The organism is Bacteroides rodentium JCM 16496, from assembly GCF_000614125.1.
Taxonomy (GTDB): Bacteria; Bacteroidota; Bacteroidia; order Bacteroidales; family Bacteroidaceae; genus Bacteroides; species Bacteroides rodentium.
In genome coordinates, this window is record NZ_BAKJ01000011.1 from 90457 (window position 1) to 115900 (window position 25444).

Below are 25444 nucleotides of genomic sequence, written 5' to 3' on the forward strand. Positions count from 1 at the left end.
AGCTTATGATGGAGGCACTTATCTACTTCTGGTGCATAATGGGATTGGCTGTTGGGAGAGCCTTTGCTGTCTCCTCCCTCAGCACCACGTTACTGATGTCTATCTGCGCCGCTTCTCCCTCGCTGATGATTCCTTTCTTTACCAGCCTTTCCGCAATGAGGCTGAAGTAGTCTGCCTGGTTCTCCTTCAGCCGTCCGTCTTCGGTGAAAGAGTTGCGCCAGTGCTTGGGCTTGGGGATGATGGAGGCGAGGTAGATGCACTCCTCCGTACTGAGCTGTGAGGGGCGCTTGCCGAAGTAGAAGTCGGCGGCTTCACGGATGCCGTAAATCATCGGTCCCCATTCGGCTATGTTCAGATAGACCTCAAGCATGCGCTCTTTGGAGGTCAGCCGCTCGGTCTCTATCAGCCAGACTATCAGGGCTTCTTCCAGCTTGCGGGCGATGTTCTTGTTGCGGTTCAGAAACACGTTTTTTATCAGCTGCATGGAGATGGTGCTACCGCCGCGGGCAAAGCGGTGCTTTTGCAGGTCGTAGACGAGGGCTTCGCGCATGGCGTCGGGCAAGAATCCGCGGTGATGGAAGAATGCCCCGTCCTCGCTCTGCATGACCGACATCTGGAGCCGTTGCGGAATGCTGTCCAGTGACATGAAGTGCTCCCAGGACGGCCCGACGGGGAAGGTGCGCACGGGCTGGCCGTTCTCGTAGGCCGTGTATTCAAATTCGCCGGACATCTTGCCGAGGTTGGCCTTTCCATGGCTCTGGATGCGGAAGCCCTTTTCCTTCAGTTCCGATTCCAGCTTCAGGCTGTCAAGCCGGGAGAAATCAATGTCCAGCAGGAATTGGTAGGCCAGTTGCCCGGAAACCCGTATGCCTTCAAGATTGCCGAACAAGCCTTTCGGCAGGGAGCTGAACAGCTCTTCGGCCGGAAACCAGGGCTTGCGCACGGAGGCGGTGAAGTGCCATCCTTCCTTCCCCGTATCATCCAGCCGGACCCGTTCGGCCTTAAGATAAGGATGGAAAGTCAGACTGTTGAAGCGTACCAGGCTGGCGCTGTCCAGTTCCATGGCTTGCGGGGTGATGTTCAGACGGAAGTCCAGCTTTCCGTGGTCGAGATTGATGGGGGCAGGGGACAGCCGCTTGTGATGTACTTGCAGCCCGGATACTTCCGATTGTCCGGTGAGGCTGTTCGATTTTCCGCTTGCCTTCTCCTGGAACAGGCTGAATTTAAGGCTGTCGAACTGTACTTCGGCACCGAAGCGGCGTTGGATGTAAGGTACTGTCAGGCGGGGGGCGTATACGTTGACGCAGAGCCGTCTGTCAGAAGGGTTGATTTCTCCTTCTGTGTTCCATTGCTGTGTCAGCGTATCTTCCGTGATGGATATTGCGGAATGGAAATGGTGCTTGTCAATGCGGAACTCCGGTATGCGGAGGGTGACGAAGTTGCTGTCTTTGCGCTCGTTGATGCAAAGATGGGTCATGTTTCCGTCACCGGGCAGCAAGCCGAACAGCAGGTTGAGTATTGTATGGGTGTGCCGGGCATAGTCCGTTGGCATGTGTTCCTGGCCTGAGGGCTGTGCCCCTTCTGCAGACGGGGCTGTATGGGGAGGCAGGAAAAGAAAATCATAGTTTGCTGTGGAGTCTTGTTTTATGAAGTCCAGCTTGAGGCCGTCCATCTGTACATTCCTTACTTTGATGTTTCCCCAAAGGAGTTTCCACAGGCTGATGCGGACTTCGAGGGAGTGCAGGCGGAGAAGAGTGTCGCGGTGTTCGGGGACAACGGTAAAGCCGTGCAGGGAGACTGTACTCAGTCCTTTCATGGTCAGCTTGTCATAGGCTATGTCCAGCTTGTACCGTTGCTCCAGCCGGTCGATGCGTCGGTCTGCTACGTGTTGAAGCAGGCTTCCGCGACAAAGGTACAGCGTTGCCATTGCGAGGAAGAGCATTGAAACGATTGCTGCCGGGACAGCAATTCTTGTCTTGGGCTTAATCATCTGATTATTCAATTTTTGCGCCGCAAAGGTAACCAATTAAGCCGTTCCTTGTCCGATATTGCCGGGGAAATTGCAGGATAAAAAAACTCCCCTCCCGCCTGCATGAGGCAGGGGGAGGGAGAATCAAACACAACAACTAAAATTATACTTCGTCTGTCTATTCAATCGGTTCTCCCTTGTAGAAGTCCAGAATCTTGGTACGGAACAGATAGTCATACTTGGCTTGCAGTTCATCGCTCTGGGATTTCATAAGGTTTTGTTTGGCTTCATTGTATTCTACGGCATTCGCTTTTCCGTTCTCATACTTTTCGCTCATCAGCTTGAAGGACTCTTCGCTGGCAACGGTGGCTGTATGGCTGCTGGTATATTTGCTTTCGGCAGCAGCGGCGTTGTACCATGCTTGTTGGATTTCCTTATAAAGTGTCTTCTTGGCATTATCCAGTTGCAAGGCATAGTTCTCACGTTGCAGGCGTGCCGTGCGTACCCGGTTACGGTAGAGAGACGGTTGAAAATAGGCACGCTGAGGTTGAATCCTACATATTTGTTGAAGTTGTCGTTCATCTGCTGGCTGAAGGTACGGTCGATGGTAGAATAGTAATTCGTACCGAGACTGCCGTTCAGGCTCAGTTGCGGGTAGTAGTTGCTCTGGGCAATACGGATATTGTGTTTACTGCCTTCCAAGCGGAACTGTGCAGCTTGTATGGAAGCCTTACTCACCATGGCTGTTTGGAATATCTCATCCGGAGGAGTGAGAGGGACTAAATCCAGATTGACTGCCGGAGATTCCAGATTGAACCCTTCCGGTGTTTCCAGTTCGATAAGCTGGCTAAGGTCGAGCAGGGCCAACTTATAGTTGTTGTTTGTCTGCACTACATTCATCTCGTCTTGTGCCACACGTGCTTTGGCTTCTGCCAGTTCTGCCGGAGAGGCTTTTCCCAAGTCGGCAAGCCGGCTGATGCGGACATATTGCTCTTTGCTCAATTGCACTTGTCCCAACGCCACCTGGTGGAGCTCTTCATTGAACAGCACCTGCAGGTAGGCCGAAGCTATATTGATGGCAATGTCTTCCTTGGCTTTGTCCAGGTCGGCAATGGCAGCTTTGAGGTTTAGTTTGGCCAATGCATACTGGTGGGGAATTTCCAGACCGGTAAAGATAGGTATGCTGGTATTGACAGACATATTAGTGCCGTGGCTGCTGGTGTTGACGTATACAGTGGAATAGTCTCCCGTATCCTCATTTTTGATGGCTGTTTGCGTACGTCCCCAGTTCCAGCTCTGGCCGGCACTGGCATTCAGGTTCGGCAGTCGTGCCCATTTGGCTGTATTTACTTCGACAGCACTCTGTTCGGCAGCGTTGGCTGTTTGGCGGATACTGATGTTATGCTCGATGGCATAGTCTATGCATTGGCGCAAAGACCATCGTTCCTGCGCCTGCACTGAGATACTACCGAATATTGCGAGGTATAAGAATATCTTTTTATTCATATCGTATATCTTTTTAAGCTATTCTGTTTGTTAATCCTTTTTCTCTGCACCGCGAATCTTATCCTGGGCACTGATACCGCTTTTGATGGCAATCTTTATGCCGTCACTCATGCCGACCTGGATGGGACGGCGTTCGAACTTCTGTACCGGTACGCTGTCCGTCATTACATATACAAAGGTGCTGTCACCATTGAATTCAACGGTACTTTCCGGTACGGCAAGCGTTTTCTGGGCACGGTCCAATACGATTTCTGCGTTGGCAGAATAGCCGGAACGTATCTGTACGCTGTCCGGTGCGGCAATGGCAGCTTTGATTTCAAACTGGTTGGCACCGTTTTCTTCCACACCCTTCGGGGATATGTATTCCAGTGTGGCATCGAACGAAAGATTCTGCAGGGCGCCGATTGTCAGTTTCACCGGCATGCCTTCGTGTACACGGCCCACTTCCGTTTCGTCAATGTTGCCGCGGAAAATCAAATCGTTCATGTTGGCAACGGTAGCGATGGTGGTTCCGTCATTGAAAGTGTTGCTCATGATAACCGAGTTACCTACTTTGATGGGTACATCCAAAATCAGACCGGTAATGGTGGAACGGATCAGGGTACTACTGAAAGAGGCACTGTTCTTGGTGATGCCTTCCTTTACAATTTCCAGGTTATCTTTTGCTGTCTGCAGTTCCTCGCGTGCCTGCTTCACGCTTACTTCCCCTTTTTCGTACTCTTCAGCGCTGATAAGCTTGTCGTTGTACAGCTTCTGGGTACGGGCGAAATCCGTTTCGGCTTGGGCAGCGTTGATTTCCGCCAATCGTACGCGGCTTTCGGCAGAGTTCAATTGTCCCAGTTCGGGTATAACCTTTACTTTGGCAAGCACTTCCCCTTGCTTCACACTTTGTCCTGCTTCCTTGTATACTTCGGCAATGATACCGGAAATCTGCGGCTTGATAAGGACTTCATCTCTCGGTTCCACTTTGCCGGTGGCTACGGTAGTCTTTTCAAGGTCTGTCACTTCCGGAACTATCGTTTCGTATACTGTTACTTTAGGTTGGGACTTCTGGTACAGAAAAACGAATGTCCAAATGAATAAGGCAGCAATTACTACCAATAATGCGATTTTCAGAAACTTCTTTGTTTTCATCTTATATTTACGATTTAATTATTTACGATTGATATAGCCATTATTTCATGGCTTACGGTTAGTGGTCTCTCTATAAGTTTATTCATCCCTGATGGCTGCAATTGGCTTGATTGCCATGGCGCGATAGGCAGGTGCCAGTCCGGCAAGCACTCCTAATGCGATGAGGAGGATGCAGGTTCCGATAGCCAGTCCGAATGAAACCTGGTAGTGGGTTTTGATAACTCCAGGGTCATTGGCGGCCTTTTCAAGTATTTGCAGTACAAATACGGCAAAAGAAATACCTGCCATACCCGCTATAGTGGTCAGCACCATGCTTTCCGAAAGAATTTGTTGCAGAATGTCTTTAGGACGGGCACCTATGGCACGGCGTATGCCTATTTCCGTTGTGCGCTCCTTGACGGTTACCATCATGATATTCGATACGCCGATAGCTCCGGCAAACAGCGTCCCCAAACCTACCATCCAGATTAGAAAGCGCACTCCAATCATCAGGTTGTCCATCATGGAGAACATAGCTTCCGCATTCAGAAGCATGACGGCTTGTTTGTCATCGGGAGCAATGTAGTGCGCCGCTTTTACAAGACGTTCCACTTCGGGCTGCACATCTTTCACTTTTACTCCCGGTTTCATGATGAAACATACTACATGCAGTTTCTTTCCGAGGTTGTAGGTCTGTTGCATGGTGGAAAAAGGCAATGTAATGGCCTCAGAGGCCTGCCCTTGTATATTGACATTGCCTTCGGATGAACACATTCCGATAACCCGGTAATAGATACCATTCACCCGGACATATTTGCCGCAGGGGTCTTCACCGGGTTTGAAGAGGCTTTCATAAACACGTTTGCCGATTACACACACTTTACGTGACTCTTTAATGTCGACATCATTGATGAAACGTCCATAGGTCATCTCCTGATGTTCTATCTGTTCATATTCGGGATACAAGCCTTTCACACTACAGTCGTACTTGTTGTCTCCGTAGACAGCCACTTGTCCCCATAAGGCAATGGAAGGCGTAGCAAGCGCCACACCGTCCACATTGCGTACACGGTCCACATCTTCCATCTCCAAATCCCACCATCGTCCTTTGCGAAAACCTTTATAAGCCTCGCTTGTCTTTTGTGCAGCGATAAAGCCCGAGTTGGTTGCAAATCCTTCGAACTGGGATTTTAGTTCTTCCTGCATGCCCTGGCCGCCACCGATAAGCGCCACCAGCATAAAGATACCCCAGAATACGCCGAATGCTGTAAGCAGGCTTCTCGTTTTGTTCCTTGTTATTGTGATGAGGATTTCCTCACACGTATCTATGTCTATTCTCATAATCTTTAATCTGCTCTAAGTGCTTCAATAGGACTGATACTTACCGCTTTCTTAGCCGGGAAGAACCCAGCCAACGTACCCGCTATGATAAGGGTCAGGGTAGCTTGGATAGCAATACTGAGGTCTACGGTGGGATCGGAGAACATGGTCTGCTGGAACATGCCGGCATCCATCGTCTGGCTACCGAAAGCAGAGTTCATCCATTCTGTCACCCCGATGCCTGCCACCATACCAATATAACCGAATAGCGTAGTGATAGTCACGCTTTCCACAATAATCAGCCAAAGGATGGAGAAAGGTTTTGCTCCCAATGCCTTACGGATACCAAATTCCCGGGTACGTTCTTTCACGGTAATCAGCATTATGTTCGACACGCCGACAATCCCACTCAACAGTGTAAAGATACCGATAACCCAGATTGCAGTCCGGAGGATACCCATTGCATTCTGTGTCTGCAGATAGTTGGTGAAACGGTTCCATATCCATATGGCGCTCTCATCCGTGGGGTCAAAGCGGTGATTGGTGGCAATAGCCTTGCGGTATTCTTTTTCAAAGGCTTCGTTACTTTCTATGCTGTGCAGGTTCTTGGTCGTAAAGATGATGTTATTCAGCTTGTCTCCTTTATTATAGATGGTCTGCAAGGTGGAGAAGGGATATACGCTTCGTTTGCCTCGCGGTCTCCCTGGTCATTGTAGAGGCCTACTACTTGATAGGCCACTCCGCTGGCATTGACAAATTGTCCGATGGGATCGGTATGCGTTTTGCCGAAAAGGATATCTGCAGATTTCTTATGGAGGATGATGACTTTACGCCGGTCTTTCAGGTCGTTGTAGTTGATGAAACGTCCGTCCGCTGTTTTCACGGTTTCCACTTCGGTGTAGTTGGGATATACGCCCAGCAGAGAGATATTGATATATTCTTGTCCGAAGCTGACGTTTACATTACTTTGACGCACGGTGGCACCGGCACTGATGACATTTTCAGTGAATTGCTTCTCCGTGTCATCCATGTCCCGGTTGTCCAGTTGGACGCGGCGTCCTTCTTTCAGACCGTCGTATGACTTGGTGGTCCAGCCGGGGAAGATGCGGATAGAGTTCAAGGCACGCTCCGACGCATTTTGCTCGAAGGCATGTATGATACCGTTTCCGGCTCCGAGCAACACAATGAGCATGAAGATTCCCCATGCCACGGCAAAGCCCGTCAGGAATGTACGCAGTTTGTTGCGTTTGATGGTTCCGTATATTTCTTGCCAAAGGTCTATCATTGATAATTAAAAATTAAGAATTAAAAATTAAAGGGGGAGGGGGCTCTTCCTTTATTATTTCATGAATCCGTCTTTTCCGAACGGGCTTGCATCGTGGTTCAGATTCGTCTCGATGCTACCTATGATACCGTCCTTGATGTGGATAATCTTGTCCGTCTGGTTGGCAACACCGCTTTCGTGGGTCACGACTACGATGGTCATTCCCGTATCGTGCAGCTCCTTTAGAATCTGCATCACCTCTACGGAAGTCTTGCTGTCGAGCGCGCCGGTAGGTTCATCGGCAAGGATAATCTGCGGTTGGGTAATGAGGGCACGGGCGATGGCTACACGTTGTTTCTGTCCACCGGACATCTCATTCGGCATGTGGTGTGCCCACTCTTTCAGCCCCAGGCGGTCCAGATATTCCAGTGCCAGCGCATTACGTTTGCGGCGGCTCACTCCTTGATAAAAGAGGGGAAGCGCCACATTCTCCACTGCGTTCTTGAAGGAAATGAGATTGAAGGACTGGAAGATGAAACCAATCATACGGTTGCGGTACTCGGCTGCCTTCGTTTCGCTGAGGTTCTTGATGAGGGTACCGCTCAGATAATATTCCCCCGTGTCGTAACTATCCAGAATACCCAGTATATTGAGTAAAGTGGACTTTCCCGAACCCGATGAGCCCATGATGGAAACAAATTCGCCTTTCTGAATGTCGAGGTTGATGCCTTTGAGCACATGCAGCGGTGCTCCGTTGTTGTAGGTCTTGTTAATGTCTTTTAGTTGTATCACTGTTTTCCCTGTTTATTGCTTTACTCTTATTAATTTTCACTATTAGACGTAGCAATGCTACGAAAAGTTGCAAAAGTTGCAAACTTTTTTAAAAAAAGATTTTGCAGTGTCGTTTTTCTTTGTGATTTTTGTAACCACGAATGTGATTAACTAACCCTTTAAACAAAAGTAATATCATGAATTCAAACATGGAAAAGCCCTATGTAGTGGGCATTGACATAGGCGGAACAAACACCGTCTTTGGTATTGTAGACGCACGCGGAACTATTATTGCAAGCAGTTCCATCAAAACCGGAGCTTATGAGGACGTCAATGATTACGTAGACGAAGTTTGCAAGAATCTGTTGCCGCTCATTATTGCCAACGGTGGCGTAGATAAGATAAAAGGTATCGGTATCGGTGCTCCTAACGGAAACTATTACAGCGGTACTATTGAGTTTGCCCCGAACCTTCCCTGGAAGGGCGTAATTCCTTTGGCTGCCATGTTTGAAGAGCGCTTGGGTATTCCTACCGCTTTGACAAACGACGCCAATGCTGCCGGTATCGGTGAAATGACCTATGGTGCGGCTCGCGGTATGAAGGACTTTATCATGATTACGCTGGGCACCGGTGTAGGTAGCGGTATCGTTATCAACGGCCAGATGGTATATGGCCATGACGGTTTTGCAGGCGAGTTGGGACATACTATTATCCGTCGCGAAAATGGTCGCCTCTGCGGATGCGGACGCCACGGCTGTCTGGAAACTTACTGTTCGGCTACGGGTGTGGCGCGTTCTGCACGTGAGTTCTTGACTAAGAGTACCGAACCGAGTTTGTTGCGCGACATTCCGGCAGAAAACATTACTTCCAAGGATGTGTATGATGCAGCTGTGAAGGGGGATAAGATTGCCCAAGAAATTTTTGAGTTTACCGGAACCATCTTGGGTGAGGCTTTGGCAGACTTCATCGCTTTCTCCAGTCCGGAAGCTATCGTATTGTTCGGCGGTCTGGCAAAAGCAGGCGACTATATCTTCAAGCCTATCCAGAAAGCCATTGACGACAATGTATTGAATATCTACAAAGGCAAGACCAAGTTACTGGCTTCCGAGTTGAAGGACTCTGATGCTGCTGTGCTGGGTGCCAGTGCGTTGGGCTGGGAACTGAGAGATATCAAGTAATTGATAGTAAGTAAACTGATAAAGAATCCTCCTTCGCCACTTAGTGGTGTAAGGAGGATTTTTTTAAAAAAGAAATCCTTGATAATGTTTAATTATCAAGGATTTGCTGGCTTTTCGTTTTCTGTGAACCGCTTGGGGCTCGAACCCAAGACCCCAACATTAAAAGTGTTGTGCTCTACCTGCTGAGCTAGCGATTCAGACCTTATTGCTGTTAAGCGGGTGCAAAGATAGGCACTTTTGTTTAAAAAACAAATGGATTAAGGGAAAAAGTTTTGAGAACGACTTCTGCTTTTACTCTTCTTGTTGATTATCAGTCTGTTCAAACTTGTGAATTTTTTCTCTGTTTATGATGAAACGTTGATAGTAGGAGAGCATAAGGGTGGTAAGCGGAAGTGCTATAATCATACCCAGCATACCCATCAATGAGCCCCAAATTGATAAAGACAGTAGGATGATGGCAGGATTCAGGCCCGTAATCTTCCCCATGACACGCGGTACGATGAATCCGTCTTGAATGACTTGTACTATTATGAATACCGCAAGGGCCGATGCAATGATAATCCAGAAGTTCCCTCCCGTATCCGCTGCTTTCAGTATGGCCAGCACGATGGTAGGTATAAAGCCGATAATCTGCAAATAAGGCACTAGATTTAAAGCGCCGATGAACAAGCCGAGCCCAATGGCCAGTGGGAAATCAATAATCAGAAAACCTATACTGAACAGAATACCGACACACAATGCCACGAACGCTTGTCCGCGGAAGTATCTGTTCATACCGTCTTTTATATCGTTCATCACACTGACTACGAAAGGCCGGTATTTTTGCGGTACCAGGTGGTCCATCCTTCGGCAATGCTTTCGTAATCCAGCAATATGAAAACTATATAGAGAAGAATGAGGAAGAAAGTGAAGAAACTGAACAGCAGATTGACGGATTCTGACAACAAGGACCAGAGCCGGGGAACGGTTTCCTTGATGGCGTTCAGCATATTCTCTTCCTTGAACAATTGGGTGACGAACTGGGTGTCTATGTTCTCACGAAGGAATTCAGAGAGTGTTTTGGGCACATTGCCGTTGTGGGTTCCGTTGGAAAAGTAGTCTATTACCAAATCTTTTACCCTGACGAATTCGTCCATCATGGGAGGTACAAGCAGATAGAATGCGGTTCCTCCTACAATCAGAATACTGAACAAGGCGCAGAAGATGGATATGACCCGGTTCTTGAGCCTTAATCTGTACTGGAAGAAGGTGACCAGGGGGTATATCAGATAGGCAATGAGCCATGCGATGAAGAATGGCAGCAATACGCCGCTCAGACGCTTGAAGAGCATAAGGATGCCGATAATGATGACACCGAGTATGACACCGCGGATAAAACTGTCGAATGTAATCTTTTTGCGTTCCATAATGCTCTGCATGTTAGATTTGGCACATTGTGCGCCAAGGGTGGATTGGTCTTTTTTTCATATCCGTTTCTATCTCCTCATGTTCTCCTCCCTCTCATCTCCCTGTCTAAGAAGTGGGACCAAGTAGGGACTTGGTAGGGAGCGGGTAGGAGGAAGGTCGGGATTGTCTTTTTTTAATGATGGCTATTGCTCTCTGTCCTTGCTGATGGCGTGTTGATAGCACTCCCGGCATAGCGGTTCATACTCTTCGGTTTCTCCCAGCAGCACTTGCTTGTCATTCTTGACGGTGCGGTGGGAGAAAGAGGCGAGTTGGCCGCATTTCACACAGATGGCATGCACTTTGGAGACTTCGTCTGCAATGGCACACAGTCCCGGCATAGGACCGAATGGAATACCGCGGAAGTCCATATCTAGTCCGGCTACAATGACGCGTATACCATTGTTGGCAAGCTGGTTGCATACATCAATCAGGCCGCTGTCAAAGAACTGGGCTTCGTCAATGCCCACTACATCTATCTCTGAAGTGAACAGCAGAATGCTGGCAGACGAGTCGATGGGAGTGGAGGCTATGGAATGACTGTCGTGCGATACCACATCGGCTTCGGAATAACGGGTGTCTATGGCAGGCTTGAATATCTCTACGCGTTGTTTGGCAAATTTTGCCCGTTTCAGTCTCCTTATCAGCTCTTCGGTTTTGCCGGAGAACATGGAACCGCAAATGACCTCAATTCTTCCCCTGCGTTTGGTCTCTTGTATATGATCTTCTGAAAATAATACCATGCTTTCGAGTGTTATATTTAAGCGCAAAAGTAACACTTTTGTTTGCTTTCCGATATTTTTTCATTATTTATTTCTACATTTGTAGCGTTAACACGGACTGTGTAAAGGATATGCAAACCCTATTAAACGACATAGAATTAGATATTCAGGAATTGAAATGTTTGATGCAGGCCATTTCAAGTGATGCCAATCCGACATTGAAGATTGTGGCAAAACGGAATATCCAGCAGATGAAGGCACGCTTGGAGGCGTTGCAAGAACTGCTTGAGGAGGCGCCAACGGCTGTTGTGCCGCCCCTGGAGGAACTCCCTGCTGTTACTACTCCTTTGGCCGGACCGGTGTCTCCGGTCGAACCGGTCGTCCTGATACAGTGAAGATGGTATGTGAAGAACCGGAAACAGTGCCTATTTTGGCAGAACGCATCAAGCCTGCCAAGGACTTGAGGCATGCCATCAGTCTGAACGATTCATTCCGTTTTGTCCGCGAGCTGTTCGCAGGCGATGCTGCACGGATGAATGAAGTGGTACGCCGTTTGGGTGAGGCTCCTTCTTTGGACAAGGCTATGGATATTTTTGCTTCGGAAGTGCACCCGGATGAAGAAAATGAAGCCGCCGTCGATTTTATGGAACTCCTCAAAAAATATTTCAGCTAAACAACCGATAAGTATGGGAAAACTTTATGTAGTGCCTACCCCGGTAGGAAATTTGGAAGATATGACATTCCGTGCTATCCGGATTCTGAAAGAAGTGGATTTGATACTTGCTGAGGATACACGTACCTCCGGCATATTGCTGAAACACTTCGAAATAAAGAATGCGATGCAATCTCACCATAAATTTAATGAACATAAAACGGTTGAAAGTGTTGTTAATAGAATAAAGGGGGGAGAAACTGTAGCTTTGATTTCGGATGCAGGTACGCCGGGTATATCCGACCCGGGCTTTCTGGTAGTCAGAGAGTGTGTGCGTAACGGCATCGAAGTGCAATGCCTGCCGGGAGCGACTGCTTTTGTACCGGCATTGGTGGCTTCCGGACTGCCGAATGAGAAGTTCTGTTTTGAAGGTTTCCTTCCACAGAAGAAAGGAAGGATGACCCGCCTGAAGGCATTGGCCGAGGAGCGTCGTACCATGGTGTTCTATGAGTCTCCCCACAGATTGGTAAAAGCTTTGACGCAGTTTACCGAACATTTCGGTGCCGAACGTCAAGCTTCTGTTTCGCGGGAAATCTCAAAGATGCACGAAGAAACGGTGCGTGGAACGCTTATAGAATTGATTGAACATTTCACGGCGAACGAACCGCGCGGTGAAATTGTGATTGTAGTAGCAGGAATAGACGATTAAATAACTTCATTAACCAAACGTAAAACGAAAGCGTATGAAAAAGTTAGCAGTTTTAATTGTATGCGCGGCTGTAATGGCTTCGTGTGACAGCTTCTCTGGTGGCAGTAAGAACCAGCTGAAAGCTGAAAATGATTCTTTATTGATGGAACTGACTCAGCGTAATGCTGAATTGGACGAGATGATGGGCACTTTCAATGATATTTCAGAGGGATTCCGACAGATTAATGCAGCAGAGAGCCGTGTGGATTTGCAGCGTGGTGCTGTGGCAGAAGGCTCTTTGAATGCCAAGCAGCAGATTGCGTCGGATATTGAGTTTATCCGTAAGCAGATGGAAGAGAACAAGGAGCAGATTGCCAAACTGCAGTCCATGCTGAAGAACAGTAAGAATAACTCTGCCCAGTTGAAGAGGGCTGTGGAGTCTTTGACTCAGGAGTTGGTGGCAAAGACCCAGCGTATCGAGGAATTGCAGGCTGAGCTGGCTTCCAAGAATATCCGTATCCAGGAACTGGATGCTGCCGTAACCGGTTTGTCTACTGAGAAAGAAGCATTGACTGCCGAAAATGAGGCGAAGGCTCAAACCGTTGCCGAGCAAGATAAGGCACTCAATACAGCTTGGTTTGTGTTTGGCACAAAGAAGGAGTTGAAGGACCAGAAGATATTGACAAATACCGGACTTTTCAAAAAAGGCCAGGTGCTGAAAGATTCTGATATCAACAAGGACTACTTTACACAAGTGGATATCCGTACGACAAAAGAGATTAAACTATACTCTAAAGATGCTGATATCTTGACTACTCATCCGCGGCTCTTATGCGTTGGAGAAAGATGATAAAGGACAGCTGACTTTGAAGATTACAAATCCGAAAGACTTCTGGAGTGTGTCCAAGTATTTGGTAATCCAGGTAAAATAACTCTGTTATAGATTGATACAGAACGGACGCAGGTTATTGGAATTGATAATCTGCGTCTATTTTTATCTCTCTCTTTCCTCTAAATTATGGCATCCCGATATAAGAACCTGTTTTTTGACCTGGACGATACGCTTTGGGCATTTTCCCTTAATGCACGCGATACATTCGAAGAGATGTATCACAAGTATGATTATGACCGTTTCTTTCGTTCTTTCCGGCATTTCTATACACTTTATCAGCATCACAATGTAGAGCTGTGGGAAGAATACGGCAGAGGGCAGGTCAGCAAGGAAGAGTTGAACCGTCGGCGTTTCCTATATCCTCTGGAGGCAGTAGGGGCAGGGGATACTGCTTTGGCCGAGGCTTTTTCTGATGATTTCTTTTCGGTCATTCCCACAAAAAGTCGGCTGATGCCGCATGCGTATGAGGTACTGGAATATTTGGCGGGGAAATATAACCTCTATATCCTTTCCAACGGCTTCCAAGAGCTGCAATGTCATAAGATGCGTTCGGCAGGCATTGACCACTTTTTTAAGAAGATTGTTCTCTCTGATGACATCGGTATCTTGAAGCCTTGGCCTGAAATTTTTCATTTTGCCCTTTCTGCCACACAATCCGAGGTGCGTGATTCTTTGATGATAGGCGATAGTTGGGAGAATGATGTGGCAGGAGCCAAAGGAGTGGGTATGCACCAAGTGTTTTATAATGTAACGGGGAAGGAAGAACTGCCTTTCCAACCGACTTATCATATCAGTAATCTGAAAGAATTGATGCAGATTCTGTGACATTGAAATTTTTAGTTGTACTTTTGTCTGCAGAAACGTATATTATACAGCTATGGACACAATCTTACCTTTCGCTTTACTTTGTTTTACTTCCTTCTTTACGTTGACAAACCCTCTTGGCACCATGCCGGTGTTTTTGACCATGACGCATGGAATGACGGACCGTGAACGACAGTCGGTAGTATCGCGCGCCACTTTGGTTGCCTTTATTACGATTATGGTTTTTACGTTTGCGGGACAGTTCCTCTTTAAGTTCTTCGGTATCTCCACCAATGGTTTCCGTATTGCCGGTGGAGTTATTATCTTTAAGATTGGCTTTGATATGCTGCAAGCCCGTTATACCCCAATGAAGCTGAAAGACGAGGAAATCAAGACTTATGCCGATGATATTTCCATTACTCCTCTTGGAATTCCGATGCTTTGTGGTCCAGGTGCCATAGCCAATGCCATTGTGCTGATGCAGGATGCCCATACCATTCAGATGAAAGGAGTTCTTATAGGAATGATTGCCTTTATTTATCTGATTACCTTTTTCATATTGCGTGCTTCCACACGGCTGGTCAAAATCCTGGGTGAGACAGGAAACAATGTGATGATGCGTCTGATGGGGCTTATTCTGATGGTTATTGCCGTTGAGTGCTTTGTCAGTGGGGTGAAGCCGATATTGGTGGATATATTGAAAGAAGGAGTCCTCTTGAAGTAAAAAAGTCCATATCCAAAGTATATCTCCGGATACAGACTTTTCACACTTTATTACAACACACTTAAAAATCTGATAAATCTATAGATTCTATATTTACTAAATCTGTTATTTCCATTTGAGAGGCTCCCCAGGTTTCTATTGTAACACTGTGTGCTACTTCTTCAGGGTATGTATGTACCAATGGATTACTATAGGCTTCTGTTGTATTATCTCCCCAGTTGACTATTCCCGTGACATTGCCTGTACCACTTAATATAGGAGCTGATACGCTCTTTCCTGAATAGTTCACTTTTAACATGCTATATTGTCCCAGTTGTGAGGGTGTACCTTCTTTATTCAGAGAAATTTTTTCTGTCAAATCGGCTAATACTGTCATGCCATTATTGGTAATCACCAAATGAAAAACATATTTCATGCCTGCCTCAATGTCTGTCTTGGGCAGATTTATGCTATATTCTTTTCCATCTATCAGAAAAGTAGCCGTTATATCCTGACCACTGGATTTGAAGGGTAGGCAAAACATCTGCGGCAGGTCTTTAACCCATTCTGTATCTATTTGTTTGTTGGCAGTGATTGTGTAGTCTCCCTTTTCCGTACTGTTAATGATTCCGGATGCAACGTTCAGGGTACCTTTCACTGGAATATCTGCTATTTTTATGGAACTAAGTGCTCCTGCTCCTTCATATCGGTCTTTTGAGATGTTGAAGGCCAGTACGGATGAGGCATGTTGCATCTTTAAAGCTCCTTGTGGAGATGAATAAGATACTGAAACGGCATTGCCGGAATATAAATAATCTGTTTGTGCAGTGATGTCTACCGGAATGGCTTCCGGTTTTGCCAGATTTGCACTATAGGGATAAAAGGCGAACAGATAAGCTTTTTCATCCTCCTTTAGTTCAACGGTTGGCGATATGCTCCATTTGCCGTTTTCGTAAGAGGCAGAAACACCGGATACCTTATCTGTAGAAGTTACTGAAGATTCGCCCTTGACATAAAGGTTCATTTTATCTCCTGGAGCAAATTCTGTGATGACTGCTTTCGTCTGAATGGAGGTTGAAATGGAGAGTTGTGTACTTTGAGGTTGCGGCTCTTCTTTTTCATCACTACTACAGGCATTGAAGACAACGGTTAGCACCCATGCTGTCATTTTTATAGCTTTCAATGTTTTCATGGCTTTTATTCTTTAGCAAAGAAACCCAATACTGAAATCAGGCTGTCTTCTTTTTTCCACTTGATTTTATTTTCTTTCAAAAACTTTTTCCAATTGTCGGATTGGGATGCTTCCACTGTTTCTGTTACAGTCTTTTTATTCGCTTCAACCACCTTACCGCCAAGGATAAAGTAATAAGCTGTTTCTAAAGGTATTTCAGAACCGTCATTTCTCTCCTGGAGCATTTTACCAAGTTCCGGTTGGTTCAGTCCTCCCAAATCAAGAGAAGAAAGGTCTCGCGAAGCGGAAGAATTAAGGCTGGAACCATAAGCACCCGAACCGGAAGTCATGGAGTTAAAATCACCATATACCAACTTTAACAATGCACAGTCTCCTTTTTGTGCCATAACTTGCATCAGTTTATGATTGGCAAACCAATAAATATCATTGCCAATTTCTACCCGTATTACATCCTTGTCCGAACTTTCAAAGATTTTTCCATCTTGAGTAATATAATGTAGCGTATTGCCTAATAGATGTATATTCAGTTGGGCTTCACTTTTTTGATTCTTGGCAAAATAGATAGTCCCTTGACTGAAATTTTCATAGAGATAAGGCCAGCGGGTGTTGGGAGCAAACTGTGCATTTACCGATATTGTACATCCTAATAATATCATTAATAGTACTTTTTTCATAACGTATTTTCTTTTTTACCGATTATTAATTGAATGTTTTTCTTTCCACCGGCATTACTCAATTGTAGCGTGTAATTGCCTTCTGTAATGTCGCTTACAGAAATGGTCTCAGTGCCATTGGCGGTAATTTGTCCTTCGGCAACCACATCTTCTGTTTCTGTATAATAGAGTAGGTAGGATACTGGTTGAGGAGATTTCAGAGTCAGTTCCTTTTTAATCTTGTCATACTTCATTGATACTTTGGAAGCCGGTGTCTCTTCTGTTTCCGAGGTACTTGCTACATGAATTGTAAACTGCTTAGTGTAAGAAAGTTTGTTACTCACATTGGTAGCGGTAATTTCTATAATCCAATCTCCGTCCTCTTTGTTCAAGGTTTCTGTAGTTTTCAGTTCTCCGTTTTCAACAATAAATGGAGCCTTGATGTAATCGTGCAGGATAATACTGTATTCTCCTCTGACAGAATACTCATAAGTCGGGTTAGTGGCTTCACTTTCTACCGTAATTTTGCCGACAACAGTTCCTGCCGGTTGTTTCTCTTTCACGGTAGTATTGGACAATGCGATGTCACTTGGACTGTCCGAGGGCTGGCGGATACCTACCACTACTCCCTGCTGGGCTGTATAATCCATATCCATGGTGGCATCGCGTAGACCATCCAACGGGAAATAACCGTTGTTTGCGCCACCCCATCCCCAGTTTACGTGATAGAGGCTACCGTCGAATCCGTCCAGATTGAAACAGTGCCCGTATCCTTTTTTCAAATCGGCACCACTATAGCATACGACACGACCGGCTTTCAATTCATTCAAAATCAGTTGCTCCCAATCTCCGCTATAACCGGTACGTGAGTAGTATTTTACAGATGAGGGATAACCGAAATTTCGTATCAGTGCGGCTGGAATATAGGAAGTTTGTGTACCTGAGCCATCTGTTCCATAATCCATCTTAATCGAAACACCGCAATGGTAAAGTAAGCGTGCTACTTCTTGTTTGTTGTTTACTCCTGTTATGATAGCATTCCAATCATAGGCGAGTTCCTTGTCATAATTGATATACATACTTCCATAGTTGGCACTCGTATAGCTATATTCCCCTTGAGGTTTTGCCGGATATTTAGCCACGCTCATGGCTTGTGCCATGGCTACGGCAACACAGCCTACAAGGGCTGTACCGTTGCTATTGGAGGGGCAGTAAATGTTGTAAGGTTTTCCCTGATTCCAATTTACGGTAAGCAGAGGAGCAATTTTGTCGTTTGCGGCACGAGTGACAGGGCGACTATTTAATGTTTCCCAACCCTGATGTTTCTTACCGTTTAACCGCGAATTCCTTCGTATTTGCAGACTATAACCTTCCAGCCACGACTTTACATTGTCCGGCTGTCCGTTTTTCTTGTAGATTCCTTGTTCAGAATAACCTAAAAGTGGGGAAGACATGTCATCTGCTGCTATCAAAGTCCAGCCACCGGGTGTGAACTGTATGATATAGTAAGCAACCTCGTTCTCATACGTGACTGCTGTGACAGACTGCACACTTCCTTTGAAACCAGGAATTTGTTGTGCCATAATCTTTACGGCAGTTTTGGCAGCCACGTCTTTTGTCACTTCTTCGGCATAGGTTGCATTCCAAAGGAAAAGTGAGCAGATTAAGAATAGGATGTGTTTTTTAAGCATAATTAGTTCATATTAGTGGATAACAAAAGAGTCCTATTCTCCATCAATCTTGTCGGATGTGCATGGAAGAAAAGGACTCTATTTTATAGGTTAATTATTTGTTTACAGTGCCCAAAGACTCTATACCAGTAACTGCAACCTTGGTAACTTTTTTGTTGCCGCTAAATAATTGAACGGCGGTCCTGGTTTTGGCTGCCGGAGTGAGTGTCGCTGTTGTTGCTTTTTCCCACCATCCAAGTGCAGATACAAAATTTTCGTCACAGGCCACTACGCCAAAGTCCGTAGAAACAATGGTACCATCTGCATTTACAGTAAATGCTATTTCATCTTGTTCGGTCAGTGAATAAGTTATTAAGCCATAGTTTTGATCTTTTCCAGCCACAACACCGAGCTCATAAAACGAACCAACATAGAACTTACCCGTAGTAATGTCATAACGTCCGGGCAGTTCAGAACCATCCATATAAAGGTTTTTGATGATAACCCCATTTTCAGCCTCAGGATCTTCTATGATGGTAGCTATGCCGGCATCATACTTTTCTCCATCGTATGCAGAAACATAAGTGAAATTGAAATTACCCAGTACCATTTCTTTGGTCATGGCAAAAAACTTCCACCATACGTTTTCAGAGGAGTATGTATTGTTTTGATTACCATAAACATCCGTAATGGCACCTTCTTCCATGATTAAAGAGACAATATCTCCGCCTTGTGGAGCAGATGGCAAATGGAATGTAACAATTTTACCCGATACTGACCATTGGTTTTTATCAAGCTTTATGGTGGTTGAGCGTGTATCATTGCTGTAAACTACCGAAAGCGCCCCTGGCTTAACACTGTTTTCATTGCGGTAAACATCAAACTCAAAAGTAATTTTACCTTCAAATTTTTCCCATTCCGGGAATACGCTTTCTATTTCAGGTGCAGTGAAATAACTGTCTGCTACAGCAAAATTCTCTTTATCTGTTGCTACATAAACACCTCTAAACTTACCGGTATTAACGTTAATGCCACTGCTCATTGCAGTACATTTATTGCCGAAGCTGTCTACAAAGGCACCCGATTCCCAAGAGAACGTCAGGATAGAACCAGCCGGAGCTTTGGGGGCGGAGAATGTTACGACAGCCCCCTCAATACTTACTGTATACTCCTCTTCTGTGAGAGTTACGGCATTGTTAATGTCCCATTCTTTATAATATTGGGCAACGATGGCTCCGTTACTCCTTACTATAGCTTCAGAGAATGTTACAGCTGCAGCTTTTGCTTTGGTATCCGGATTAAAGGTCTTGGCTGCAGGCGCATTGCCGTCGGTTGTTGTCACGCTTACGTTGGTTACAGCTCCGGTAATACCTTTATCGTTGGCTGCCACTGCATAAATCTGATATGTAGTGTTAGGCATACAAAGAGGAGCACCTTTTACACGCATGTTGTTGGTGATTGTCGCGTTCTTTTCTGCACTCACTACTTCACCGGCTATTCCACCGGAGTAACCTCCCTTTAATAAGGTTGCACCACTCAGTTCTTTCGGCATATCTGCTTTCATTACTATATAAGAATAGTATTGTGTACCGTTTGCCGGACTTACTGTAAATGTAAAAGTCGAATCTGCTGTAGCTGTCACATCTATGGAAACGGCAGGGCCGTCTCCATATTTTTCTGTTACAGGGTCGTCAAAGTTGGTGCAACTGGTCATAAACAGACCGATGCCCAAAATGCTATATAATATCTTTCTCATATTCATTTATGATTAGGAGTTATTTTTTTGTTATAGTCTGATTACCGTACATCAAGTTCCACCAGCCGTCACTTGCAGCACCGTAAGCATTTTCTATTCTCAGTTTCGCACCATTCTCAAGAATTGTAATGGTTATATTTTTCCCACTGCTCAATTCTTCACTTTCATCAGGATCCGGACCGGTGAATCCTGCCAATACAACATCCACTCCATTGTCGGAATAACCGATTTTCTGTCCTACCGGAACACGGATTTCAGTTTTTTCTTCATTTACTGTACCGTAGAAGTAGTTCTTGGAAGGTGCGACAAATCCATTGGCTGCAAAATATGGTTCAAGATTACCAATCCAAACTTTATTCAAATCATCTGCATCACGTTCAATTGTAATATCCCAATCGAAAGAGCCGCGACTTGAAAAATAGGATTCTGCAGAAGCAGCATAGGTACCCAAGATGAACAACAATGGATGCTCATCGTCCTGAATGGTTACTTGGCATGTTTTGTTTGCCCCAAGATTTACACCTTGTGGCGTTTTCAAGGAAAAGGTAATAGTCTGGTAGCCCGGATTTGTAAATACATCGTCATTAATGATTTCTAATTTGATATATTGTGTCGGGGCATCTTTGGTAAATGTCAGAGATTTACCTCCGTCTATGGTATAGTGAGTTCCTTCTATTGCAGTGGAACCTTCTGCCACCACTTCAAAATCGACTGTGGTAGATATACCGGAGAGGGAAGTCAGCAGTACCGGAATTTCAAGTGTCCCTTTTTCTTCACCAATACTCATTGTTGCATTTGTGAATGCAACAAAAGCATCCTTATCGTCAAAGGTCGGCTCTTCGTTTATGTTGCAGGATGCAAACAGCAGTGCTCCTGCAGCCAGCAAACCATATATTGATTTTATTCTTTTCATATCTATATACTTCTATTTAATTAATAACCGGGATTCTGTTGCATGTTCGGATTGGCATCCGTTTCGCGTTTCGGGATAGGCATAGCCCATTTTTCGCTGGGGAAAGGAATGTCCTTATTGCTGATGCCGTCATAGTCTGTACGTACTAAAGAGGTTTTGGTACGTGCGTAGTCGTAGGCGATATGTCCCTCGAATGCCAGCTCTTTACGTCTTTCCGCGAAAATGGAAGTCGCAGAAGGAGATGGAGCCGTGGAACCGCGTTTTGCTGCAATAGCTTCCAAATCGGATTGTGCTGTAGCACCTGCAACGTGTGCACCGTTATAAAGTGCTTCTGCCCGGTTCAGGTACATTTCAGAAAGGCGAAGAACGATAATATTGTTTTCTTTGGGAATACCACTACCTGTCTTACCGGCATACTTGGTTGTAAAGTAATCATTTTCATTCATGGTGAACATTTCTCCACGAATATCGCCGTCTTCATAAAGGTCTACCAAATCTTTGGTGGCACTTACATCACCACTGCCTTCTGCTCCGGTTGTGATGTAAGAGATGCCTTCCCAGCCACTGCCGTCCCAATACTCATTCTTATTGGAACCATAAACCTCGAAAATAATTTCTCCGCCTTCCGGGGCAACGTTTGCAGTGAACATTTCTTTATACTTATCACCTTCGGCTAATTTGTATTTACCGTTGTTGATGACTTTAGTGGCATAGTCGGCGCTATTCTGCCAATCGCCCATATACAGATATACGCGTGAAAGCAGTGCCTGGATGGCTGGCTTTGTTACTGCAGCTGCTGCATCAGTAATACCTTGACGGGCATAACCGTCGGACATAATGCTTTCAGCGGTAGTCAAATCGGCCAAAATCTGGTCATATACTTCTTTCACAGTGTTACGTGCAGGCAATCCGTTTTCCGTAACCAGCACTACCGGTACACCCAGACTCTCAGGGGCGTAAGTATAAGGTTGGGCGTAAGTAATCACCAAGTCGAAAAGGCTTAATGCACGCATAAAAAGAGCTTCAGCTTTTGTATTGTTGATTTGCTGTGCTGTCACTTCTGTGCTTTCTTTACCTTCCAAATTATTGATGATATTGTTGGCACGTGATATCGTATAGTTGGCATAGGTCCAGATACTGGAGGTAGAACTTTCATTGTAGTCCCAGAATGGATCTACACGGTATCGTCCTGAGCCGGCGAGTGACTTTGGATTCTTGGCATTGCCACAACGTAACTCAGAAGCCAGGATGAAACTTGCCCCATACCATGTATAACTCTGCATTGGAGAATACAAACCGGCTGTTGCTGCATCCAAGCTTGTATAATTAGCTAAAGTCAACTCGTTGCTTTGCTTCAATACCGGTTCTTCATCCAAGAAGCCGCTGCAAGAAGTGGTCAATCCCGTTGCAAGAACCGCTAATCCTAATATTATTTTTTTCATAATTACAATTTCTTTTTAGCTGATTAATTAAAATGTCAAATCCAAACCGATAACGAACGTCTTGGTTACAGGATATATACCATATCCCAGACCATCGATGCCACGTTCAGGATCCCAAAAGTTTACATCATGGAATGTGTAAAGGTTCAATCCGCTGGCATACACTTTGGCATTTCCTAAACCGGCCTTTTTGATGAGCTGTGTGGGGAATGTGTAGGATAAGGTGATGTCTTTGATTCGGAAATAATCGCCTTTTTCCATAAAACGTGTAGAAGAGAAGTTGTAAGAGTTAGTAGTATTCCCTGCAATCGGTTTTGGCAAGCAGCCGGTGTCACCCGGTTTCTTCCAATAGTTCAATAGGCTTTTGGCTTGGTTCATACTCATTTGGTTACCATCAGACTGTAGGTAGCGGTTTTCTATTATAAGGATTTTATTACCGCCTTTGAACTCACCAACAACACTAAGAGCAATGCCTTTCCAGCTTACAGAAGTATTGATACCACCTGTATATGTCGGTTCCGGACTTCCGGCTTTTATCCATCTGGCTGCGTTGTAGTCATTAGATAATTCGCCGCTTTCCGTTCTCCAAAGAGCTTCACCGTTTACGGGATTCACTCCATAATAGTCTTTTAGGTAGAAAGTGAATAGCTTTTCGCCTACAATATGCCTCAAGCGTGCATCTTCGGAGTAACTCATCATTTCGTCACCTGCAAGTTCCAGAATTTTGGATTTATTGTGAGATATATTAAATCCTGCATCCCATTTCCAGTCATTATTATCAATAATGTTAGCGTCAAACTGGAATTCAACTCCCGTATTGCGCATAGACCCTACATTTTGTAGTGCTGTGTTGAAACCAGATGTACTGGATTGCGCTTTATCCAGCAACATGTCCGTTGTTTTGCGGGAATATACATCGATACTGCCGGAGAAACGTTTCAGAAAACGAAAATCAATACCTACGTTCCATGAAGCATTCTTTTCCCATGACAAGTTGGGATTTGCAGGAGTAGAAGGCCGCATACCGGTGGCTCCGTTGTATGCAGTGGAAGTATAAGTTCCGAATTGTTGGTACTGCCTGATATTATTGTTGCCGTTTATACCATAGCTGAAACGCAATTTGAACATGTCAAGCCAGTCATAGTCTTCCATAAAGCTTCATTGTGGAGGTTCCAAGATGCACCGATTGAGTAGAACAACCCCCACTGACTGTTGCTGCCAAAAAGTGAACTACCATCATAACGGGCAGACAGCTGCAAATAGTAGCGTGAATCGTAGTTATAATCGGCAATTCCGAAGAACGACAACATAGTTTCTGTTCCTTGTGCATAATCTATCAAGAACTTTTCTGCGTTTCCGGACGGATGATAAGGTATATCGGGATTCAAGTCCTGAGACATCTGGTATTGTTGCCAATAGGTATTATGAGTTGCTTCTTGTCCCAATAAAACACGTACGCTGTGCTTACTGAAAATGTCTTCATAGGTAGCTGTATTTGAAGTTGTCAGTAAGCGATATTGTGTTTCAGTTGTTTGTAGCTTAGGATAACCGGCATCATAGTTATGTGCTTCGTTCGACCAGTAACGGCGTCCTTCCTTGAAAGCCATTTCTGCTGCGTTCGTGGTTTTCAAAGTTAATTGTTTGATAGGCTTCCATTCCAAATATATATTTCCACTGAATCGATACGTTTTGTCCCATTGGTCATCGTACTCGGCAGTGGCGCGCGGATTCTGATTGCTGTTTTCAGGAATCTGAGTATAGTGGGTTCCGTCTGCATTGTATGCAGGAGTCCAAGGAAGAATGGTCAGACCTGCAAAAGCCGGATTGGAATAATACAAATCTCCCATTGGTACGTCTTGGCTTTTCATATAACCTAAGTTCAGACGTACACCTGTTTTCAGGTATTTGTTCAATTCATGATCTACATTGATACGAGCTTGTATTCTATTGAAATCAATGCCATAGAATATACCTTCATTATTATGATATGACAATGAATTATAATACTTGGTCTTTCCAGAGCCTCCGGACGCATTGATTTCATATTCTTGCATTTGACCAAGACGGGTAAATTGATCCATCCAGTTTGTTTGTGGACGGCTTAACAATTCATAAGGACGATAATAGTTAGCGCCGCCGGTAGGATCATCTGGATTTCTACCAGCATTGATAATAGCTTGGCGTTGATAACTCAACAACTCTTGTCCACTCATCACTCCGTAATCATTGTCGTTGGCTAAAGAAGAAACACCATATTTGGCACGTATTGTAAAACGGCTCTTGCCTTCCTTACCGGATTTTGTTGTTACCAGGATAACACCGTTTGCTGCGCGTGAACCATATACAGAAGCTGCGGCTGCATCTTTCAAAACAGTAATATTTTCAATATCGTTTGGATTGAGCATGGCTATGACATTACTGGTGTTAGTCAAGTCACTATCATCACCACTCATCACGGCAACACCGTCTACTACGTACAATGGATTATTACCGGCATTGATAGAACTGGTACCGCGAATACGTATACTTGTAGAAGACCCCGGTTGACCAGAACTCTGAGTAATCTGTACACCGGCCATCTTACCGGAGAGCATCTTGTCAATGGAGGATGCTGGAATTTCAGCAATTTGGTCAGACGTTACAGAAGTAATAGAACCGGTTTTGGCCTCTCTTTTCGTTGTACCGTAGCCTACAATTACGACTTCGTCAACTAATTGAGTATCAGACTTCATTATAACTCTTAAGCTTGGCTTTATTGTCACTTCTTGAGTCTGCATACCAATATACGAAATT

17 protein-coding genes, 1 tRNA gene and 5 pseudogenes are annotated in these 25444 nt (G+C 45.2%); 6 read left to right on the plus strand and 17 right to left on the minus strand.

Features of this window, described 5'->3' with window-relative positions; genetic code table 11:
• Positions 1–22 precede the first annotated feature (22 nt).
• From JCM16496_RS07135 to JCM16496_RS07160, 6 genes and pseudogenes are all read right to left on the minus strand, one after another.
• Positions 23–1990, minus strand: a complete 1968-nt coding sequence (locus tag JCM16496_RS07135) for a biosynthetic peptidoglycan transglycosylase (RefSeq protein ID WP_025833226.1) — start codon at positions 1988–1990, stop codon at positions 23–25.
• A 157-nt stretch (positions 1991–2147) separates the two neighbouring features.
• Positions 2148–3475: pseudogene (locus JCM16496_RS07140) on the minus strand (TolC family protein).
• Between the two features lie 30 nt (positions 3476–3505).
• The gene (locus tag JCM16496_RS07145; RefSeq protein WP_025833228.1) at positions 3506–4609 is read right to left on the minus strand and encodes an efflux RND transporter periplasmic adaptor subunit; all 1104 of its coding nucleotides are present in this window, start codon (positions 4607–4609) and stop codon (positions 3506–3508) included.
• Between the two features lie 78 nt (positions 4610–4687).
• Entirely contained in the window at positions 4688–5929 is a 1242-nt protein-coding gene (locus JCM16496_RS07150; RefSeq protein ID WP_025833230.1) for an ABC transporter permease, read from the minus strand.
• A gap of 5 nt (positions 5930–5934) precedes the next feature.
• A pseudogene (locus JCM16496_RS07155) lies at positions 5935–7193 on the minus strand (ABC transporter permease).
• A 54-nt stretch (positions 7194–7247) separates the two neighbouring features.
• Positions 7248–7964, minus strand: coding sequence for an ABC transporter ATP-binding protein (locus tag JCM16496_RS07160; RefSeq protein WP_025833232.1), 717 nt, complete (start codon positions 7962–7964; stop codon positions 7248–7250).
• A 176-nt stretch (positions 7965–8140) separates the two neighbouring features.
• Between JCM16496_RS07160 and JCM16496_RS07165 the strand changes: the two genes are divergently transcribed.
• Positions 8141–9121, plus strand: coding sequence for an ROK family protein (locus tag JCM16496_RS07165; RefSeq protein WP_025833234.1), 981 nt, complete (start codon positions 8141–8143; stop codon positions 9119–9121).
• Between the two features lie 124 nt (positions 9122–9245).
• On the opposite strand, the gene JCM16496_RS07170 is transcribed toward JCM16496_RS07165, so the two are convergent.
• The 3 genes and pseudogenes from JCM16496_RS07170 to JCM16496_RS07180 all read right to left on the minus strand — a co-directional run bounded on the left by JCM16496_RS07170 (position 9246) and on the right by JCM16496_RS07180 (position 11307).
• Positions 9246–9318, minus strand: a tRNA-Lys gene (locus JCM16496_RS07170).
• A gap of 94 nt (positions 9319–9412) precedes the next feature.
• Positions 9413–10539: pseudogene (locus JCM16496_RS07175) on the minus strand (AI-2E family transporter).
• Between the two features lie 171 nt (positions 10540–10710).
• Entirely contained in the window at positions 10711–11307 is a 597-nt protein-coding gene (locus tag JCM16496_RS07180) for a thymidine kinase (RefSeq protein ID WP_025833235.1), read from the minus strand.
• Between the two features lie 110 nt (positions 11308–11417).
• On the opposite strand from JCM16496_RS07180, the pseudogene JCM16496_RS07185 reads away from it, so the two are divergent.
• The 5 genes and pseudogenes from JCM16496_RS07185 (at position 11418) to JCM16496_RS07205 (ending at position 15046) form a co-directional block, all read left to right on the plus strand.
• A pseudogene (locus JCM16496_RS07185) lies at positions 11418–11959 on the plus strand (DUF8457 domain-containing protein).
• A gap of 13 nt (positions 11960–11972) precedes the next feature.
• A complete protein-coding gene (gene rsmI, locus JCM16496_RS07190; protein ID WP_025833236.1) occupies positions 11973–12647 on the plus strand; it encodes a 16S rRNA (cytidine(1402)-2'-O)-methyltransferase in 675 nt (224 codons plus the stop codon).
• A 34-nt stretch (positions 12648–12681) separates the two neighbouring features.
• Positions 12682–13558: pseudogene (locus tag JCM16496_RS07195) on the plus strand (Cbp1 family collagen-binding glycoprotein adhesin).
• Positions 13559–13644: 86 nt separating this feature from the next.
• Complete coding sequence (locus tag JCM16496_RS07200) at positions 13645–14343, plus strand: YjjG family noncanonical pyrimidine nucleotidase (protein ID WP_025833238.1); 699 nt, start codon at positions 13645–13647, stop codon at positions 14341–14343.
• Between the two features lie 52 nt (positions 14344–14395).
• Positions 14396–15046: a MarC family protein gene (locus JCM16496_RS07205; protein WP_025833240.1), complete on the plus strand. Its 651-nt coding sequence runs from the start codon at positions 14396–14398 to the stop codon at positions 15044–15046.
• Positions 15047–15107: 61 nt separating this feature from the next.
• On the opposite strand, the gene JCM16496_RS07210 is transcribed toward JCM16496_RS07205, so the two are convergent.
• The 8 genes from JCM16496_RS07210 to JCM16496_RS07245 all read right to left on the minus strand — a co-directional run.
• Positions 15108–16217, minus strand: coding sequence for a fimbrillin family protein (locus JCM16496_RS07210; protein ID WP_025833243.1), 1110 nt, complete (start codon positions 16215–16217; stop codon positions 15108–15110).
• 5 nt (positions 16218–16222) lie between these two features.
• Positions 16223–16891, minus strand: coding sequence for a hypothetical protein (locus JCM16496_RS07215; protein WP_128809484.1), 669 nt, complete (start codon positions 16889–16891; stop codon positions 16223–16225).
• Complete coding sequence (locus JCM16496_RS07220) at positions 16888–18561, minus strand: C10 family peptidase (protein WP_025833249.1); 1674 nt, start codon at positions 18559–18561, stop codon at positions 16888–16890. The genes JCM16496_RS07215 and JCM16496_RS07220 overlap by 4 nt, the downstream gene beginning before the upstream one ends.
• Before the next feature lie 94 nt (positions 18562–18655).
• Positions 18656–20296: a hypothetical protein gene (locus tag JCM16496_RS07225; RefSeq protein ID WP_128809485.1), complete on the minus strand. Its 1641-nt coding sequence runs from the start codon at positions 20294–20296 to the stop codon at positions 18656–18658.
• Between the two features lie 19 nt (positions 20297–20315).
• Entirely contained in the window at positions 20316–21209 is an 894-nt protein-coding gene (locus tag JCM16496_RS07230; RefSeq protein WP_128809486.1) for a Calx-beta domain-containing protein, read from the minus strand.
• Between the two features lie 20 nt (positions 21210–21229).
• Positions 21230–22651, minus strand: a complete 1422-nt coding sequence (locus tag JCM16496_RS07235) for a RagB/SusD family nutrient uptake outer membrane protein (protein ID WP_128809487.1) — start codon at positions 22649–22651, stop codon at positions 21230–21232.
• A 27-nt stretch (positions 22652–22678) separates the two neighbouring features.
• Positions 22679–23803: a TonB-dependent receptor domain-containing protein gene (locus JCM16496_RS07240; RefSeq protein ID WP_128809488.1), complete on the minus strand. Its 1125-nt coding sequence runs from the start codon at positions 23801–23803 to the stop codon at positions 22679–22681.
• Positions 23749–25444 (minus strand): SusC/RagA family TonB-linked outer membrane protein (locus tag JCM16496_RS07245; RefSeq protein WP_128809489.1); only part of this gene is annotated, 1696 nt, incomplete at its 5' end. The genes JCM16496_RS07240 and JCM16496_RS07245, both read right to left, overlap by 55 nt.